General features: G+C 41.3%; 13 protein-coding genes. 4 read left to right on the top strand and 9 right to left on the bottom strand.

All coding sequences use genetic code 11. From position 1 onward, the window contains the following. The first annotated feature begins 8 nt into the window (after window positions 1-8). Window positions 9-599, top strand: coding sequence for an urease accessory protein UreG (ureG, locus tag SJPD1_RS12445; RefSeq protein ID WP_096047428.1), 591 nt, complete (start codon window positions 9-11; stop codon window positions 597-599). 71 nt (window positions 600-670) lie between these two features. On the opposite strand, the gene SJPD1_RS12440 is transcribed toward ureG, so the two are convergent. The 6 genes from SJPD1_RS12440 to aspA (SJPD1_RS12415) all read right to left on the bottom strand — a co-directional run bounded on the left by SJPD1_RS12440 (window position 671) and on the right by aspA (SJPD1_RS12415) (window position 8,803). After that, the gene (locus SJPD1_RS12440; protein WP_096047427.1) at window positions 671-1,318 is read right to left on the bottom strand and encodes a response regulator transcription factor; all 648 of its coding nucleotides are present in this window, start codon (window positions 1,316-1,318) and stop codon (window positions 671-673) included. Continuing rightward, a complete protein-coding gene (locus tag SJPD1_RS12435; protein ID WP_096047426.1) occupies window positions 1,315-3,165 on the bottom strand; it encodes a sensor histidine kinase in 1,851 nt (616 codons plus the stop codon). The genes SJPD1_RS12440 and SJPD1_RS12435 overlap by 4 nt, the downstream gene beginning before the upstream one ends. 83 nt (window positions 3,166-3,248) lie before the next feature. Then, window positions 3,249-4,301, bottom strand: coding sequence for a type II asparaginase (locus SJPD1_RS12430; protein ID WP_096047425.1), 1,053 nt, complete (start codon window positions 4,299-4,301; stop codon window positions 3,249-3,251). 73 nt (window positions 4,302-4,374) lie between these two features. Then, on the bottom strand, window positions 4,375-5,676 hold the full coding sequence (locus SJPD1_RS12425) for an anaerobic C4-dicarboxylate transporter (RefSeq protein ID WP_096047424.1): 1,302 nt from the start codon (window positions 5,674-5,676) through the stop codon (window positions 4,375-4,377). A 130-nt stretch (window positions 5,677-5,806) separates the two neighbouring features. Further along, window positions 5,807-7,213: an aspartate ammonia-lyase gene (aspA, locus tag SJPD1_RS12420; protein WP_096047423.1), complete on the bottom strand. Its 1,407-nt coding sequence runs from the start codon at window positions 7,211-7,213 to the stop codon at window positions 5,807-5,809. 159 nt (window positions 7,214-7,372) lie between these two features. Continuing rightward, window positions 7,373-8,803, bottom strand: a complete 1,431-nt coding sequence (gene aspA, locus SJPD1_RS12415) for an aspartate ammonia-lyase (protein WP_096047422.1) — start codon at window positions 8,801-8,803, stop codon at window positions 7,373-7,375. 242 nt (window positions 8,804-9,045) lie between these two features. On the opposite strand from aspA (SJPD1_RS12415), the gene SJPD1_RS12410 reads away from it, so the two are divergent. The 3 genes from SJPD1_RS12410 to SJPD1_RS12400 all read left to right on the top strand — a co-directional run bounded on the left by SJPD1_RS12410 (window position 9,046) and on the right by SJPD1_RS12400 (window position 13,034). Next, window positions 9,046-11,142 carry a TonB-dependent receptor gene (locus tag SJPD1_RS12410; RefSeq protein ID WP_168171364.1) on the top strand — a complete coding sequence of 699 codons (2,097 nt, stop codon included), beginning with the start codon at window positions 9,046-9,048 and terminating at the stop codon, window positions 11,140-11,142. Window positions 11,143-11,214: 72 nt separating this feature from the next. Continuing rightward, the gene (locus tag SJPD1_RS12405) at window positions 11,215-11,982 is read left to right on the top strand and encodes a class I SAM-dependent methyltransferase (RefSeq protein WP_226372205.1); all 768 of its coding nucleotides are present in this window, start codon (window positions 11,215-11,217) and stop codon (window positions 11,980-11,982) included. Further along, a complete protein-coding gene (locus tag SJPD1_RS12400; protein WP_226372204.1) occupies window positions 11,964-13,034 on the top strand; it encodes an ABC transporter substrate-binding protein in 1,071 nt (356 codons plus the stop codon). The genes SJPD1_RS12405 and SJPD1_RS12400 overlap by 19 nt, the downstream gene beginning before the upstream one ends. A gap of 46 nt (window positions 13,035-13,080) precedes the next feature. Here SJPD1_RS12400 and SJPD1_RS12395 read toward each other — a convergent pair whose 3' ends face one another. The 3 genes from SJPD1_RS12395 to SJPD1_RS12385 form a co-directional block, all read right to left on the bottom strand. Next, window positions 13,081-13,839: an acyl-CoA dehydratase activase gene (locus SJPD1_RS12395; protein ID WP_096047420.1), complete on the bottom strand. Its 759-nt coding sequence runs from the start codon at window positions 13,837-13,839 to the stop codon at window positions 13,081-13,083. Further along, entirely contained in the window at window positions 13,839-15,158 is a 1,320-nt protein-coding gene (locus SJPD1_RS12390) for a double-cubane-cluster-containing anaerobic reductase (protein WP_096047419.1), read from the bottom strand. The genes SJPD1_RS12395 and SJPD1_RS12390 overlap by 1 nt, the downstream gene beginning before the upstream one ends. A 176-nt stretch (window positions 15,159-15,334) precedes the next feature. Further along, window positions 15,335-15,907, bottom strand: coding sequence for a flavin reductase family protein (locus SJPD1_RS12385; protein WP_096047418.1), 573 nt, complete (start codon window positions 15,905-15,907; stop codon window positions 15,335-15,337). Between the last annotated feature and the right edge of the window lie 87 nt (window positions 15,908-15,994).

The following is a 15,994-nucleotide window of genomic DNA, read 5'->3' as shown; positions in this document are numbered from 1 at the left end:
GAGAACGTATGGCTACCATTAAAATCGGTGTAGCAGGGCCTGTTGGAAGTGGCAAGACTTCCATCATCGAAACACTCACTAACTTATTGAAAACGAACTATTCGATTGGCATTGTGACCAATGATATTTATACGATGGAAGATGCGAATTACTTAAAAGGAAAGCTCGATATTGGAAGTGAACGTATCATTGGGGTTGAAACAGGCGGCTGCCCGCATACGGCAATTCGTGATGATATTTCTATGAATCAAAAAGCTTGTGAAGCACTTCAAAAGGAATTTCCTTTAGACATTCTTTTTGTTGAAAGTGGCGGGGATAATCTTTCAGCAACGTTTTCGTATGAGTTGATTGATTATTACATGTATGTGATAGATGTTGCACAAGGCGGGGATATTCCTCGCAAAAAAGGGGCAGGGCTGCTTTTCAGTGACCTTTTGGTGGTCAATAAAACGGATTTAGCGCCTTACGTAGGGGTCGATATGGCTCAAATGCATACGGATGTCAGTGAAAATCGTAAAAATAAACCAGCACTCTTTTTGTCCAATAAAGAACCTGAAAGCTTCCAAAAACTTGTGATGTGGATTGAAGCGCTCATGTGATGGGTTCTGGATACAGGGTTTACTATACTATATGTGCATGGGGTCATCAAGCTTAAACAATGGTTGAAAGTTTACAATTCTCCTAGCCTGTATCCAACCTCTTTAATCATCTCTATTGCTCCATCAGGTAATTTTCTGCGTAACCGTTTAATGAGAGCTCGCATGTTAAGGATACTCGTCTCTTCCCCTTCCCAGACATACTCTTCCAGTTCGCTAAATGTAATGACACGGTGCCTGTCTTTGATGAAAAGGTCTAAAAATTTCCCCTCTTTTTTAGCCAATTTTATCTCTTCATTGTTTGGATCAAACAAGCGATGATTGACATAGTCATAGGTATATCCGATCCATAAAGCGATCGTAGAAGAGGGTTTGTGACAGAGTTTTTTCACCTTCTGTACCAATTCGTAGATAAAGAAAGGTTTTTTGAGGTAATCATCACAGCCGATCTCGTAAGAAGCTTGTATTTTCTCCAGATCGTGGTTCGAACTCATGATGATGGCAGGAATCTCTTTATGGTAGATACGCACCGTCTCTAAGATAGAGAGTCCATCGATGGAAGGGACATTAATATCTAAGATAAAGCAGTGATAGCCATTGTTGAGTGCATCCAATGCTTTTTCACCATCCAGAAAAAGATCGACATGATAGCCTTCTTTAATCAGGACACTTTTGATGACATTGGCAAGGCGTTCGTTATCTTCAAGAACCAGTATTTTCATGTTGCGTTTCCTAAGGTAATTGTAAAGCAAGCGCCATCATCTGCATTACTTGCTTGAATTCTTCCGCCCATTTTATCTTCAATAATGAGCTTTGACATATAAAGTCCGATGCCATGTCCATGATCTTTGGTGGTAAAGTAGGCATCAAAAACATTTGCAATACATTCAATGGGAATACCCCCTGCATTGTCATGGATTTCAATAATAACATTTTTTGCGTGATTGTAGATGATAATACGAATAGAACCTCGTTGAATATGCTTGGCATCTCTGCTTTCTTTGATCTGATCTTTGGCATTGTTCACCACATTGAGCAGGGTTTGCATAAACTCATTTTTATAGCCACTGACCATGAGATTGGTTGCATGGCTTATATCGATGCTCACATCAATATAGTTATACTTGATATTGTGATTGATGATTTTGAGCATAGTATCAATGGCTTCACTCACATCAAAGACGGTTTTCGTGGATGAGGGCATGATAAATTTTTGAAAGTCATTGATGGTATCTGTCATATAACGTACTTGCACCATAATGTCATGCACATACTGGTTACTTTGCTCATCTCCTTCATCTTCATAGTTATAAAAATGCTCTTGCGTAAGGGTGGCAATCTCTACCAGTGGATTTTTCCATTGGTGGGCAATGGAAGAAAAAACTTCACCAATTTCGGCTAATTTAGATTGTTGAATGATGAATTGCTGATGTTTGTTTTTTTGGAGTTCAATGGCTTTGAGCTCTTTTTCACTGCGTACGCGCATGTAAATATTGTGGATAAGACCTAAAATGAGAAAGAGCAGAAAAGGAGAGATTAAAAAAACAGCATCAATAAATTTACGGTGTTTATCAAAAAAGGTCAGTGGTGCATTGACCAGTTCAAAATCTTTGACTGCTGCATTGGGATAGACTTCAAACTGTTTGATTTTTTGGACATCAAATTGATAAATATAATCTACCATCGTCATTACATGTAAAGGAGGAATTTTTTTATCTAAAACATCAATGGACATTTCACCTGTAGCAATACCAACATTTTTAACAGGAACAAGTTTGCCGCCCAACGCTCCTTTACCGATAAAAAGAGTATCGGTAATAAAAACAGGTAAAGCGCTTTTGTTTATCATGGATGCGATTTGGCTATTTTTATACAGATTGCCATATTTATCATTATAAAAGCGAACAAAAAAGACTGCTTCATCTTTGTTGGGCTTGGAAAAGCGTTCTTCAAGTTCTTCAAGTGTTGATTGACGGATATACTCGATCTCAAATTGATTATGGTGCTCACTCATTGCCTGTTGAATAAACGGCTCAGAGTCATCGCCATTGGCACTCGCATCGTTAATAATGTAAAGTTTTTTAAGATTGGGCATCATGTGTGCGATCATGGGAATGCTCTCAGGAATGGAGCGTTTTTCTAAAATACCGTAGATGCGATCATCAAGTCCTTGTTTTTGGACATCTTCGACAACAAATTGTTCAAGCCCTGTAAAGACGATGGGTTCATCTGTAAAAAGTTCATGGTAGTATTTAATCAAAAAATCATAGGCAAATTTATCAACAGCAACGATGAGGTCATATTTTTGATTTTTGAGTTGGAGTTTATAAAGCTCTCTTAGTTTTGCGTAGTATTCTTCTGAGCTCACACGCTTAGAGTCCATGTATAAAATATTGATAGTAATCTCAGGATGGTTGTAAAAGACCTCTTCCATACCAGAGAGGACATCATCGCTCCACTGAAAACCTTTATGATAGGAATTGATAACAAGAATTTTTTTATCGTGTGCAAAGAGAGAAGATTGGCTAAGGAAAAGAAGAACAGAAAAAAATAGTATGAATTTTTTCATCGGTCTATGTTCTCTTTTTTATAGATATTATAACATACATGTAAAGTTCTTCACCCCTCCGCCAAGAGAGATGGAGTAACTTCTTAGTACTCTAAAAACATCTTTTGAAGTGCTTTTTTATCGTTGGTTTTAGTTAAACCTAACATCAAAAGAACACGTGCTTTTTGCGCGTTGAGGCTATCAACTGCGATAAAACCTAGTTTTGCATCATCCACTTCGCCCTCAAGGGTGGTACTGCCTGTTGGTACACGTGAGCTTCTAGCTACAACAACACCTTTTTTAACGGCTTCACCAAGGGCAGCTTCCGTTGTTGGGAATGGATTTCCATTACCCATACCTGCATGGATAATACCTTTAGCACCAGCAGCAACAGCAGCTTTAACTAAAGTATCTGTATCTTCTGGGTGCGCAAAAAGAATGTCAACACGTGGTAGATCTTCCAATTTACTAATGTCAAACTCAGAGTTTACAGTGTGTTTACGCGTTGGTTGCATCAAATACTTCACGTCACCATAGTAAACGGTACCAATCTTGCCTGCATTTGGAGAAGCAAATGCGTTAACGGAGCTGGTATTCATTTTAGTCACTTCTCTAGCACTGTGGATTTCATCGTTCATAACAACCACAACACCTTTTCCTGTTGTGTCTTTGTTTGTAGCAACATTAACAGCATTTAAAAGGTTCATTGGACCATCTGCACTCATAGAAGTACCTGAGCGCATTGCACCGACTAAAACAACCGGTTTTTTACTTTTAACTGTAAGGTCTAGGAAGTAGGCAGTCTCTTCCATTGTATCAGTACCATGAGTGATAACCACACCATCAATGTCAGATTGTGCAAGAAGTTCATTGACTCTTTTTGCGAGTTTTAACCAAACTTTGTTGTTCATCTCTTGAGAACCAATGCTTGAGATTTGTTCACCTTTAACCGTTGCTATATCGTTAATAGCTGGGACTGCTGCAAGAAGTTTATCAACCGTAACCGCACCTGCTGAGTAACTGCTTTTAATCTCAGATGTACCAGCACCCGCAATGGTACCTCCTGTTGCTAAAATGGCAATAGTAGGTTTTGCCATTAAACTCGTTGTTGCACCAACCAGTGCCAACGCTACGATAGATTTACTCAAAAAATTCATACCATACTCCTTATAAAAGTTGTTTTACATGTAATCATAATCGGCTCTTCAAGAGCCGATAAGAAGGCAAAAATTATAAGATCATACCGCCGATAACAAAGGCAAAAATAACAGAAAGAGCAATCGCAATGGTTCCAGGAATAACAAATGGATGGTTAAAGACATATTTACCAATGCGGGTTGATCCTGTATCATCCATCTCAACCGCTGCAATCAGTGTTGGATACGTAGGAAGTACGAAAAGCGCACTGACCGCTGCAAATGAAGCAACAATCGTGAGTGGTGAAACACCGAGTAAGATAGCACTTGGAATCAAAGCTTTAGCGGTAGATGCTTGAGAATAAAGAAGGGTACTTGCAAAGAAAAGAACCACTGCGAGTAGCCAAGGATAGACGTTCAATAAATCACCTGCAATTGCTTTAATCTCTTTGATGTGATTGACAACAAAGGTATCACCAAGCCATGCAACACCCAAAACACAAATACAAGCACTCATACCTGATTTAAATGTTGCAGAGTTAAGCACTTGAGCTGCATCAATTTTGGTAAAGAAAGAGATGAACGTTGCTGCTGCAAACATGAAAAGCATAATGGCTTCATTACGTGGTAAAACAGGGTTTTTGATTACGCCTATTTTGTCACTAATTAAGGTTGCATAGGTAACAACGGCTAAAATAGAGACTAAAAAGATCGCTACAGAGAGCTTCGCACCGGGTTTGATTTCAAGTTGGGTAGCGCCTCTGGTTTTTACGAGGCCTTTTGCGAGTCTGTCTTGATAGATTGGATCATCTTTAAGATCTTTGCCCAAGAAGTTCGCCACAAACGCCGCACACATACAGGCTAGGAAAGAAGATGGGATTAAAACGGCTAATAGCTCTAAATAACCAATACCTTGTTTTTCCATAACACCGCTTAAAAAGACAACGGCAGCAGAAATTGGAGAAGCTGTAATGGCAACTTGAGAAGCAACAACAGCAATGCTCAGTGGGCGAGAAGGGCGAATGCCTTGCTCTTTTGCCACTTCGGCAATAACGGGAAGCGTAGAAAACGCTGTATGGCCCGTACCTGCAAAAAATGTCATAACATACGTTACGATAGGGGCAAGAATAGTGATTTGTTTAGGGTTTTTACGCAAGATTTTCTCAGCGATACTGACCATATAGTCAAGTCCGCCCGCTACTTGCATTGCACCAATGGCTGCAATAACAGACATAATAATCAAAATAACATCGATAGGAATCGACCCTAATTTTAGCCCAAGACCCAGTGTCAAAACTAAAACACCCAATCCTCCTGCATATCCGATACCAATACTACCTAGTCTTGCACCAAAAAAGATGGCAGCAAGAACGACGATAATTTCTAACCATAACATGGTAACTCCTTTTAATATATCTTCTTAGTAAACTTCTTTCATCGCTTTTTTGAAGTAATCAAAGAAATCAGGTGCCACAAGGAAGTGAGTAATGTGTGAAAGGAAGTTGCCTTCCTTGTGGCACGGAAGGCTATTTTTTATCGTAACTACGAGGTTTAATCATGTTCTCTGGTTTGATAATGTCATCAAGTTCTGCTTTGGCTAAAAGACCACGTGCAAGAACGATGTCATAAACAGAACCACCTGTTTCGAGTGCTTCTTTAGCGACAGAAGTTGAGTTTTCATAACCGATAAATGGATTAAGCGCTGTAACAAGACCAATACTGTTAAGTACGAGTGCTTTACATCGATCAGGATTGGCTGTAATGCCATCAACACAGGTGTATGCCAATGTCTCAAATGCGTTTTTCATCATGTTAACGGACGTGAAAAGGTTGTACGCAATAACAGGCTCAAATACGTTGAGTTGAAGTTGACCTGCTTCACATGCCATCGTAACAGAAACATCGGTACCAATGACTTGGAAACAGACTTGGTTAACGACTTCAGGGATAACAGGATTGACTTTACCTGGCATGATAGAACTGCCTGGTTGCATTGCTGGAAGATTGATTTCGCCAAAGCCAGTTCTTGGTCCTGAACTTAAAAGACGAAGGTCATTACAAATTTTTGACATTTTGGTAGCGACACGTTTAAGAACACCAGAGATTTGTACATAAGCACCTGTATCTTGGGTTGCTTCGACAAGGTCACCCGCCGTGATAAATGGACGACCAGTTACTTCTTGGAGTTTGGCTTCAACGGTTTTTGAGTAATTTGGGTGCGCATTGATACCAGTACCAATAGCAGTTGCGCCAAGGTTCATCTCACGCATCAATTGTTGTGCTTCGATGACACGTTGAATATCTTCACCGATCATAACGGCATACGTACGAAATTCTTGCTCCAAAGTCATTGGAACAGCATCTTGAAGTTGAGTACGACCCATTTTAATGACATCTTTAAACTCAACTGCTTTTTTTGCAAATGAATTTTTGATGATGCTCATCGAAACGGTCAGTTCACCGAGTTTTTCAAAAAGAGCAACACGAAGTGCTGTTGGGTAGGCATCATTAGTTGATTGAGAAAGGTTAACATCATTGTTTGGGTGAAGGTATTTGTATTCACCTTTTTTGTGACCTAGTTTTTCAAGTCCAATATTTGCGATAACTTCGTTTGCGTTCATATTTGTAGAAGTACCCGCTCCACCTTGGAACATGTCGACCACAAATTGGTTATGGTATTGACCACCGATAATCTCATCACATGCTTCACAGATAACATTTTTTTTGTTTTCCGCAAGAAGTCCAAGCTCATGGTTGGCAAGAGCTGCTGCTTTTTTAACTTTTGCTAGGCATGTAATAAAGGTTGGGAATTTTTCAAGCGTAATTCCAGTAATGTGAAAGTTCTCAGCAGCGCGAGCTGTTTGAACGCCATAATAACACTCATTTGATATTTCTTTATCACCGATTAGATCGTGTTCGATTCTAGTTGACATTTTGTCTCCTTAAGATTTAAAGGTAGTGGAAGTTTAAACCTCTAAAGAGACTTGAAAATGACTTTTTGAAAAAAAATTGAAAGAATAATACTAATTTAAATATATAAAAATTAAGTGTAGAAAATGGTTACATGTAAAGAGGGCAAAACGCCCTCAATCTTAAACTTTATTAAATTTGCTTTTTTCGGAAAGCCCGAAATTGTGGGGTTGGATCATGTTTTCTGGTTTGATGATTTCATCGAGTTGTTCTTTGTCTAGTAAGCCTTTTTCTAAAACGATGTCATAGACAGAACCGCCTGTCTCTAACGCCTCTTTTGCGACGATCGTCGAGTTTTCATAGCCTAAATACGGATTGAGTGCGGTGACAAGTCCGATGCTATTAAGCACCAAAGCTTTACATCGCTCTTTGTTCGCCGTAATGCCATCGACACACGTGTACGCGAGTGCTTCAAAGGCATTTTTCATCATATTGACCGAGTTAAAAAGATTGTAAGCAATGAGTGGCTCAAAGACATTGAGTTGCAGTTGTCCCGCTTCGCACGCCATCGTCACGGCAATGTCCGTACCGATGACTTGAAAACAGACTTGGTTCACGACTTCGGGAATGACGGGATTGACTTTACCGGGCATGATGGAACTTCCGGGTTGCATCGCAGGCAGGTTGATCTCGCCAAAACCGGTGCGTGGCCCTGAACTTAAAAGCCTTAAATCGTTGCAGATTTTAGACATTTTGGTGGCAACGCGTTTTAAAACACCGGAGATTTGCACGTAAGCGCCCGTGTCTTGGGTCGCTTCAATGAGATCGCCCGCAGTAATAAAAGGACGACCCGTCACCTCTTGCAGTTTGGCTTCAACCATCTTGGCATAATCAGGATGCGCGTTAATGCCTGTGCCAATCGCTGTTGCACCCATGTTGATCTCGCGCACCAATTGCCTTGCTTCATGCACCCTTTGTATGTCTTCGCCGATCATGACAGCATAAGTGCGAAACTCTTGCTCAAGCGTCATCGGCACGGCATCTTGCAGTTGGGTTCGACCCATTTTAATGACATCTTTGAACTCACTCGCTTTTTTAGCAAACGAGTTTTTGATGATGTTCATGGACTCGGTCAGTTCGCCCAATTTTTCATAGAGTGCGACGCGAAGGGCAGTTGGGTAGGCATCATTGGTCGATTGTGAGAGGTTGACATCGTTGTTGGGATGCAGGTATTTGTAGTCACCTTTTTCGTGTCCCAAAATCTCCAAACCAATGTTAGCGATGACTTCATTAGCATTCATATTGGTCGAAGTCCCCGCCCCCCCTTGGATCATATCGACCACAAATTGATCGTGGAATTTACCTGCAATGATGGCATCGCACGCTTCAACAATCGCATTTTTTTTAAGTTCGCTCAGAAGATTTAACTCATAATTGGCCAAAGCCGCCGCTTTTTTAACTTTGGCAATGGATTCAAGAAAAGTGGGGAAGCTTCCAAGCGTGACACCTGTAATGTGAAAATTCTCCATAGCACGCGCCGTTTGAACACCATAATAACATTCGTTAGAAATCTCTTTATCGCCGATAAGATCATGCTCGATTCGAGTACGCACGTATTTGCTCCTTGAGTTTAAGTCTCATTTTATAAACTCATTATAGCATTCAAGGGTTGCAATATCTTTACATGTAAAGGTTAATTTTTTCGTTCATCTCTTTTAAAGCAAGTGATTAAATTTTATTCATTTTTGTGATTTTTTTATAAACACTTAAAATGTATTTAACGCATGTTTAAGTAATTTAAGAGTTAAATAACCGTTATATATTTTAAAGAATAACGAAAAGGATGGATGAACTTATGAGCAATAAAAGGCTAAATTTAAGCGTCATGGTAGCCATAGTGGTATTTCCATTGACTTTGCATGCGGATGTGTATAAGTTAGATGCAGTTGAAACGACGGCAACACAAGTCAATATGGTAAACAACGATGGTATTTCGGATGGTTTCTTGGATAAAAACGTCACTGTTGGACCATTGGGCAAGAAAAAAGCAATCGATACACCGTATCAAATCAATACGATTCCTAAAGAATTAAGTGAAAATGGTCAAGCAATGGGCTTGGAAGATGTTGTTAAGTACATTCCTTCTGCACAAATTGAGTACCGTGGCGGAGCAGATTTAGGTCGCCCCCAAACCAGAGGAATGCGCGGAGAAGTCGTTGCAAACAGTTTCTGGGATGGATTGCATATCGTTTCTACTACCGCTACCGCAATGGAAATGTTTGATGATTTACAAATTATCAATGGGCTTGCGGGTGCTCTTTACGGTCCAACAGCCCCCTCAGGAATTTATAGTTTTACACGTAAACGTCCTACCGCAGATTATGAAAATTCTGTAAAAATGACCTATGGTTACAAAGGCTACGGCGAAGCAATGGCAGATGTTGGTGGCATGGCAAATGATGCCATTGGTTACCGTGCCGTTGTGATTGGTGGGGACGGAGAAGGTTATGTCGACAATAGTGCTTTACGAAGAAAGCTTGTCTCTCTAGGACTGGACTTTCACCTAACAGAGCGCTTGACATTAGAGACGAACTTTAGTTATTACAATTACATTAAAGAGGGCTATTCAAGCTCATATCTTATGCCATATACTGCTCTTGGTGTAGCAAAATACACGCTTCCCGATGCCTTTGATGCTACTGACAAAAAGTATGGACCAAACAATGGAGGTCGAGAGATAACGACAACGACCTACAGTACCAAACTCAAATATGAGATAGCCGATAATTGGCATGCGGAGGCAGGTTATCTGAATCAAAGAGCAGATAGAAATATGTATATTGGTTCGAGTACCTTTAATTCTAATGCAGGAACGTATACGCCAGCTGTTGTCTCCGTATCGCCTATGGCAGCACGATTTGATCTTGATAGTTGGATGGGGTATGTGACAACAGAGCAAAACTTTTTGGGTTTAGAACATGACCTTGCACTAGGCGGTAATGGCTATCGTTGGGATATTTATGGTGCAGATGGCTCTAGACGCTATGTCTCTTCAACAACCGATGTAGAAAGTTTGACGTTAGCGGATACGATTAAGCTGAACGACCAGTGGCAGACGGTTCTCTCCACAAGTAAAAGCTGGATCGATAAAGATGCATATGCTACAACGGGAGCTACGACCAGTGAAATATCCAAAGATGGTTACAGCTATGCGGCAAGCTTGATCTACAAACCGTTGAAAAATCTTAGCTTTTATGTCACGTATGCCGACAGTTTACAGCAGTTTGATCCCGTGACGTATTCTGGTAAAACGTTTATTCTTGATCCTTATCGTAGCAAGCAGTATGAGATAGGTTCTAAACTCTCTTTAGACCGTGTTGATCTCTCCGCAGCTCTTTTCCAAATCAAGCGCCCAACGGCTTATCTAGGTTATGATGGTATTTATGAAATACAAGGCGATCAAACTAACCAAGGTGTTGAGTTTATGGCTTCTGGAAAAGTTGCTGAATCGGTTGCCTTATTTGGAGGTATTACCTATATGGATACAGACATAACAGGGGCAAAAATAGCGAATATTGATAATAAACAAGCCATTGGTATGCCTGAATGGCAAGCAAATCTTTTAGCAGAATATACCGTCCCAAGTTATAAAGAGTTGGTCTTGAGTAGTAATTTTCACTATACGGGCAAAAGAGCAATTGACCCTGCCAATACTGAGTGGGCTGACTCATACTTTACAACGGATATAGGTGCGAGGTATGCTACGAAGCAATTATTTGGAGATAAAACTATTTTAAGACTTTCTGTCAATAATATTACCAATGAAAAATATTGGGCAGGTATTTTTGCTGGTAATGTCTCAGGGTTAGATGGTGACGCTACGGCAGGTACGACAACACTGTTTTTAGGGGATGGTCGCAATGTTACAGCCTCTATCGAAGTCAAGTTTTAAGTCATGATGAATGGTTTAGTAAACTGGGAATTCCTGCATCGCAATCGTTTTGCGATGCAAGGAGGTCTTAAGATGCCAGAGATTGATTGGAATACAATCACAGAGATGTACGATGGTATGGCAAAGCTAGAAAAGGCATTTACGCAAAAACAGGTCGATACCATGTTGATTACAAAAGAAGATACCGTCGTGGATATCGGCAGTGGGCCTGGAAGATTAACTGTTCCAATGGCGCGTAAAGCCAAATCTGTCACCTGCGTGGATGCGTATGAAAAAATGTTAGAGCGTTGCATGTACAACGTCAAAAAAGAGGGGTTAGATAATGTCAAGCCACTGTTTAAAAGTTGGCTCGATGAGGATGCTGTAGAAAAAATTGGAAAGCATGATATTGCCGTAGCTTCACGCTCTGTAGGTATGTTTGATCTTATCAAACTTAACCAAATTGCGACCAAATATGTCTTTGTAATGAGCTTTGCCAATGCTCCAAGCCTTAGGGAAATTCAACTCGATTTTTTAGAGGGCATCACTGATATTCCACTACTCAAACCACGTCCCGATGCGCGCATGTTTGATTATAATGTGACATTTAATATGATCTATGACATGGGCGCAAATCCTAGTGTTGTGGTTTTGGATGATGGGTTTGAACGATTTTACACTTCCAATGAAGAGGCGTATGAAGATTTGCGTTTTTTAGGAACCATTTTACCAGAACATGAAGAGCGGTATCGTATGAATGTAGATCGCTATTTAAATATTTTAGATGATGGTAGAGTGCATTTACTTCGTAAAACTAAAACCTACGTTATGTGGTGGAAACCATGCGAAATCAAACTTTGAGACAGACAATGAGAGCACTGCATGGCATTGTACTGTTTGTATGTTTGCTTTGTTCTTCGCTCAGTTACGCCGATGATGGGTTTCGCATAGTTAAAGACAGCGATGGAAAAGAAGTTGCTGTTCCTTTACATGTAAAAAGAGTTACACCGCTGATTGGTGCTTTTGCCCAAGTGACATGTATGTTGGGCGGTGAGCAGAAAATAGCCTCCAGTGTTCCCAGACTCTCTGAAATGTTTTACAAAATCTTCCCCTCTTTAAAGCAAAACAGCTCAAGCACTACTCTTCCCTCAAGCATTGAATCACTTATTGCTTCTAAAACACAAGTTGTTTTTGGACCGACATCGTTTTTTCTCAGTGAAGCCAATGTTGCGCAACTTAAAGCTTCAGGCATAGCTGTTGTTAAGATCAGTAACTTTGCCACCATTGCGGAGATCAAGGAGAGTATTCGTTTAATTGCCGAAATTTTAGGAGACGATGCCCCTCAAAAAGCACAAGTATTCAACGACTACTATGAAATGATGCTTCAAATGGTTGAAAGACGCACTTCCACGATTTCCCAAAAACTCAATGTTTTGGCGCTTAACTTTTCGGCAGGCAATTACTCAACAATCAACGATAGTGATATTGGTGCGCAGTACATCAAAATCGCAGGTGGGAACAATGTTGCGCGTGACTACGCGATCGACTCCAATGATATGGTGAAGATCATCAACGCTGAACAGGTTTTAGTTTGGAATCCTGATGTCATCATCACCAATAGCAACACAAGTCGCGATGTGATCGTGAATAACCCCGCTTTTCAAACACTGGATGCAATCAAAAATAAGCGCGTCTATGTCGTGCCAACAGGTGTTTACCTCTGGTCCGTCCGCAGTGCCGAGGGTGCTTTGCAACCACTGTGGCTTGGGAAAATGTTTTACCCCGAGCGCTTCTCAGCTATTTCGATGGAGCAAGAGGTCAAGCAGTTTTACAAAACGTTTTACCACTATAGGGCATCGGATGATGAGATTAAGATGATTTTAGATGGCGCTGAAAAAACCTTGCTACGATAGCTTTACATGTAAAGAGGATAGAACATCAAAAAATCATTCTGATGCTCTAATTTACCACCTCAAACCCCGAAAGTGCCGCTCCCACTGCGCCCATAAGTTGGGGGTGTTTTGGGATGAGGATTTTGCGTTCGAGTTTAAGCTCTAACATGTGATGTAAAAAAGGATTGAGTGCGCCACCGCCGCTAAAGACGATGCAGTCGTTTGGATTGAGTACAAATTTCTTCGCCATCGACGCTAGCCTAGAGGCGATGGATTCGTGCACACCATAGCAGATGTTCGCTAAGCTTTCTTTTTTGGCGATCAGCGAGATGACCTCAGATTCGGCAAAAACAGCGCACATGCTCGAAATGGTCAGTTCCTTGTCGTGTTCAAAGCCTGCGTTGGCGAAGGTTTGCATGTCTAAGCCTAAACGATTCGCGGCGATTTCTAAGAATTTGCCCGTCCCTGCCGCACACTTGTCGTTCATGCGAAAGTCGGTAAAGCCACCGTCATCGCCCATTTTGATGACTTTGCTGTCTTGTCCGCCTAAGTCGATGACGGTTTTGACGTCGTTATGAAAAAAGTACGCCCCTTTGGCGTGGGCTTTGATCTCGGAGATGACGGGTGCGCCATGCGAATCTGCTAGCATATGCCGTCCGTAGCCTGTGGCGACGAGCATCTTAACCTCTTTGTCTGCTAGATACTCACCCACGATTTTGTCTTGATTGAAGATGGTCGGGATGACCGTCATATCGACGATCTCCCGCTCTTTGCCAATGCCGATGATTTTTGTATAGGTTGAGCCTATATCTACGCCCCAAAACATTATTTGTTTGCGAACACTTCGGCTTTTTGTTTAAACGTGATGCTCTCCAAAAAGGCTTCAACACGGGTTTTGATTTGTCCAGCATCTTCTGGCGAGTAATCCGACTCAATGACGAGGCACGGAATGCCTTCTTTGGCGAGTGCTTCGGTTACAAGGTGAGACTCGACATTGTACGTGTGGCAGAAAGAGAGCGTGTAATAAATCACACCATCGGCTTTTCTATCTTTATACATTTGGACGATTTTGTCGGTTCTGCCTGTATTTGGCGTGAAACAAGCGCAGTCGATTTTGGAGTAGCGTTTCATCAGACGCTCGTAAAGCTCGTCCTCGCTTTGAACACCTTCGATGTCCACATTGTCTTTAAAGTAACGATGTCCGATGCAGCCTTCTTCGTTGATGATACACGCCCCTGATCCTTCAACTGCGGTGTGAAGTTTCCAGTTTGGTGGCGCGATAGGTGTGCCTAGAACCATGATACGAGGCGTATTTTCAGGAAAAACGCTCACTTTTCCTTTGATGCGAACATCCAGTTCATCACAGAGTTCATTTACTTTTTCGGTGAAGCGTTTTGGATCATCTAAAAAGCTCATTTGGCTGATGAAAAGCGCGTCTTTGCCGCTAATAGGCATGATGTCGGGGTGCATACCACGAAGTGTGTCAAGACGTTTCATCGCGTCGCGTTTGGCGTTGATGACTTTAACGCCCTCAAGCATCTCCGCAAGGCTGAGTTTTCGCTCACTGACTTCTTCGATGTGCTCTTTAAACTCTTTGATCTCTTCTTGCCACATTTTAAGATCTTTTTCGCGCTTCATATGCGGAATGTTCATGACATGCACAGGGTGATGTTTTCCCAAAAGCTCCCATGTTTTTTTCTTCGCTTCACAGGTGGTCTCACCGTAGATAAAATCGGCGGATTGTGTGTACGCACAGGTGTGTTGGAGTTTAAAACCGTATGCGGATTTGATGAGCGGGCAGATGTTACGAGGCAGTTCGCTCTCCGCGTCCGCGATAGGAGGATTGGCTCCGCCACACAGCCCAAAACATGCTCCACCAGCACCTACGACGATCTCTTCAGGGACGAAGATACAAAACGTCCCCACGGCAGGTTTTTTTTGTGCTTTAAGCGCATTAATCTCAGCGATACGCTCAGCTTGGATTTCGCTCATAAACCAATCAAAATACGCCATCGCTTTGGGGCGATTGGGTTGGCTCATAAAACCTGCTTGATAGCCTGCAAGTCCCATGCCCATCATCTTTGCATGACGCTCTACGTCAACACCGATACTTGAGAGTAAATCTTTATGGAGTTCAACACCCATTGTCTTTCCTTGTATGAAAATGTAGTGCTGTGGAGTTTACATGTAAAGAGGGTAAGCAGAAAAAAAGATGCTACTTCATGTACGTCTAAGCCTTAGACTAACAGCAATTATGAATGTATTGTAATCGACTCGACATTAAAAAAAGTTTAATCTTTAAAAATTATTTTTATTTAAGTTTATAATACGAGCGAGCCATCGACCAAAAATTTTGAGCCTACGCGTCCTATGTTATCCAGCTTTACATGTAAAGCTTTGTCAATGACACCATCAGCGTAATATGCGTACTCCACAAGCAGCAAACACGGTGTGGTTTCACTGCCTTCGATGGGCATAGTTTTGACAAAACTGCAAAAGAACACAGCATGTGTTCCTTCCACAACCATCGGGTAGTTTGGCAACACTTTGTGTCCGCTAATGCCAAATTGCTCAAATTCGCTCTGCTCATACGCAAGTGACGTCGCACTTTGGCTCATGACATCTTTGAGCTCTTTGGAGACAAAATTGATCGTTGCTCTCGAGCCATTCAAAAAGTTAGCCAGCGTATCCTTGGGGCTACCGTCTTCTTTTTTACCGATGGAGACAATGAGCATCGGAGGCTCGGAAGAGAGGGGAATAAAATAGCTAAAAGGGGCAAGGTTGGTGATGCCATTGTGTTCGGTGCTGATCCATGCAATAGGACGTGGGGTGACGGTGTTGGAGATGAGTTTATAGATGTTGGTGGTGTCAAGTTTTGAGAAATCTAAAAGCATAGGTTTTCCTTTACATGTAAAAAGTTTTAGTGCCTAAAAAAGATTATAACATTGCTTATGTTACAATCTTTTTTTATTTTACATGTA

This window comes from Sulfurospirillum diekertiae, from assembly GCF_002309535.1.
Lineage (GTDB): Bacteria > Campylobacterota > Campylobacteria > Campylobacterales > Sulfurospirillaceae > Sulfurospirillum > Sulfurospirillum diekertiae.
The sequence above is the reverse complement of the archived record's forward strand: the minus strand, read 5'-3'. Positions and strand labels throughout refer to the sequence as shown.

Coding starts and splice junctions, on each gene's coding strand:
- SJPD1_RS12405 (WP_226372205.1), top strand. CDS start 11,215: ATGCCAGAGATTGATTGGAATACAATCACAGAGATGTACGATGGTATG.
- aspA (WP_096047423.1), bottom strand. CDS start 7,213: ATGTCAACTAGAATCGAACACGATCTAATCGGTGATAAAGAAATATCA.
- SJPD1_RS12430 (WP_096047425.1), bottom strand. CDS start 4,301: ATGAATTTTTTGAGTAAATCTATCGTAGCGTTGGCACTGGTTGGTGCA.
- SJPD1_RS12440 (WP_096047427.1), bottom strand. CDS start 1,318: ATGAAAATACTGGTTCTTGAAGATAACGAACGCCTTGCCAATGTCATC.
- SJPD1_RS12400 (WP_226372204.1), top strand. CDS start 11,964: ATGCGAAATCAAACTTTGAGACAGACAATGAGAGCACTGCATGGCATT.
- SJPD1_RS12395 (WP_096047420.1), bottom strand. CDS start 13,839: ATGTTTTGGGGCGTAGATATAGGCTCAACCTATACAAAAATCATCGGC.
- SJPD1_RS12425 (WP_096047424.1), bottom strand. CDS start 5,676: ATGTTATGGTTAGAAATTATCGTCGTTCTTGCTGCCATCTTTTTTGGT.
- ureG (WP_096047428.1), top strand. CDS start 9: ATGGCTACCATTAAAATCGGTGTAGCAGGGCCTGTTGGAAGTGGCAAG.
- SJPD1_RS12390 (WP_096047419.1), bottom strand. CDS start 15,158: ATGGGTGTTGAACTCCATAAAGATTTACTCTCAAGTATCGGTGTTGAC.
- SJPD1_RS12385 (WP_096047418.1), bottom strand. CDS start 15,907: ATGCTTTTAGATTTCTCAAAACTTGACACCACCAACATCTATAAACTC.
- SJPD1_RS12410 (WP_168171364.1), top strand. CDS start 9,046: ATGAGCAATAAAAGGCTAAATTTAAGCGTCATGGTAGCCATAGTGGTA.
- SJPD1_RS12435 (WP_096047426.1), bottom strand. CDS start 3,165: ATGAAAAAATTCATACTATTTTTTTCTGTTCTTCTTTTCCTTAGCCAA.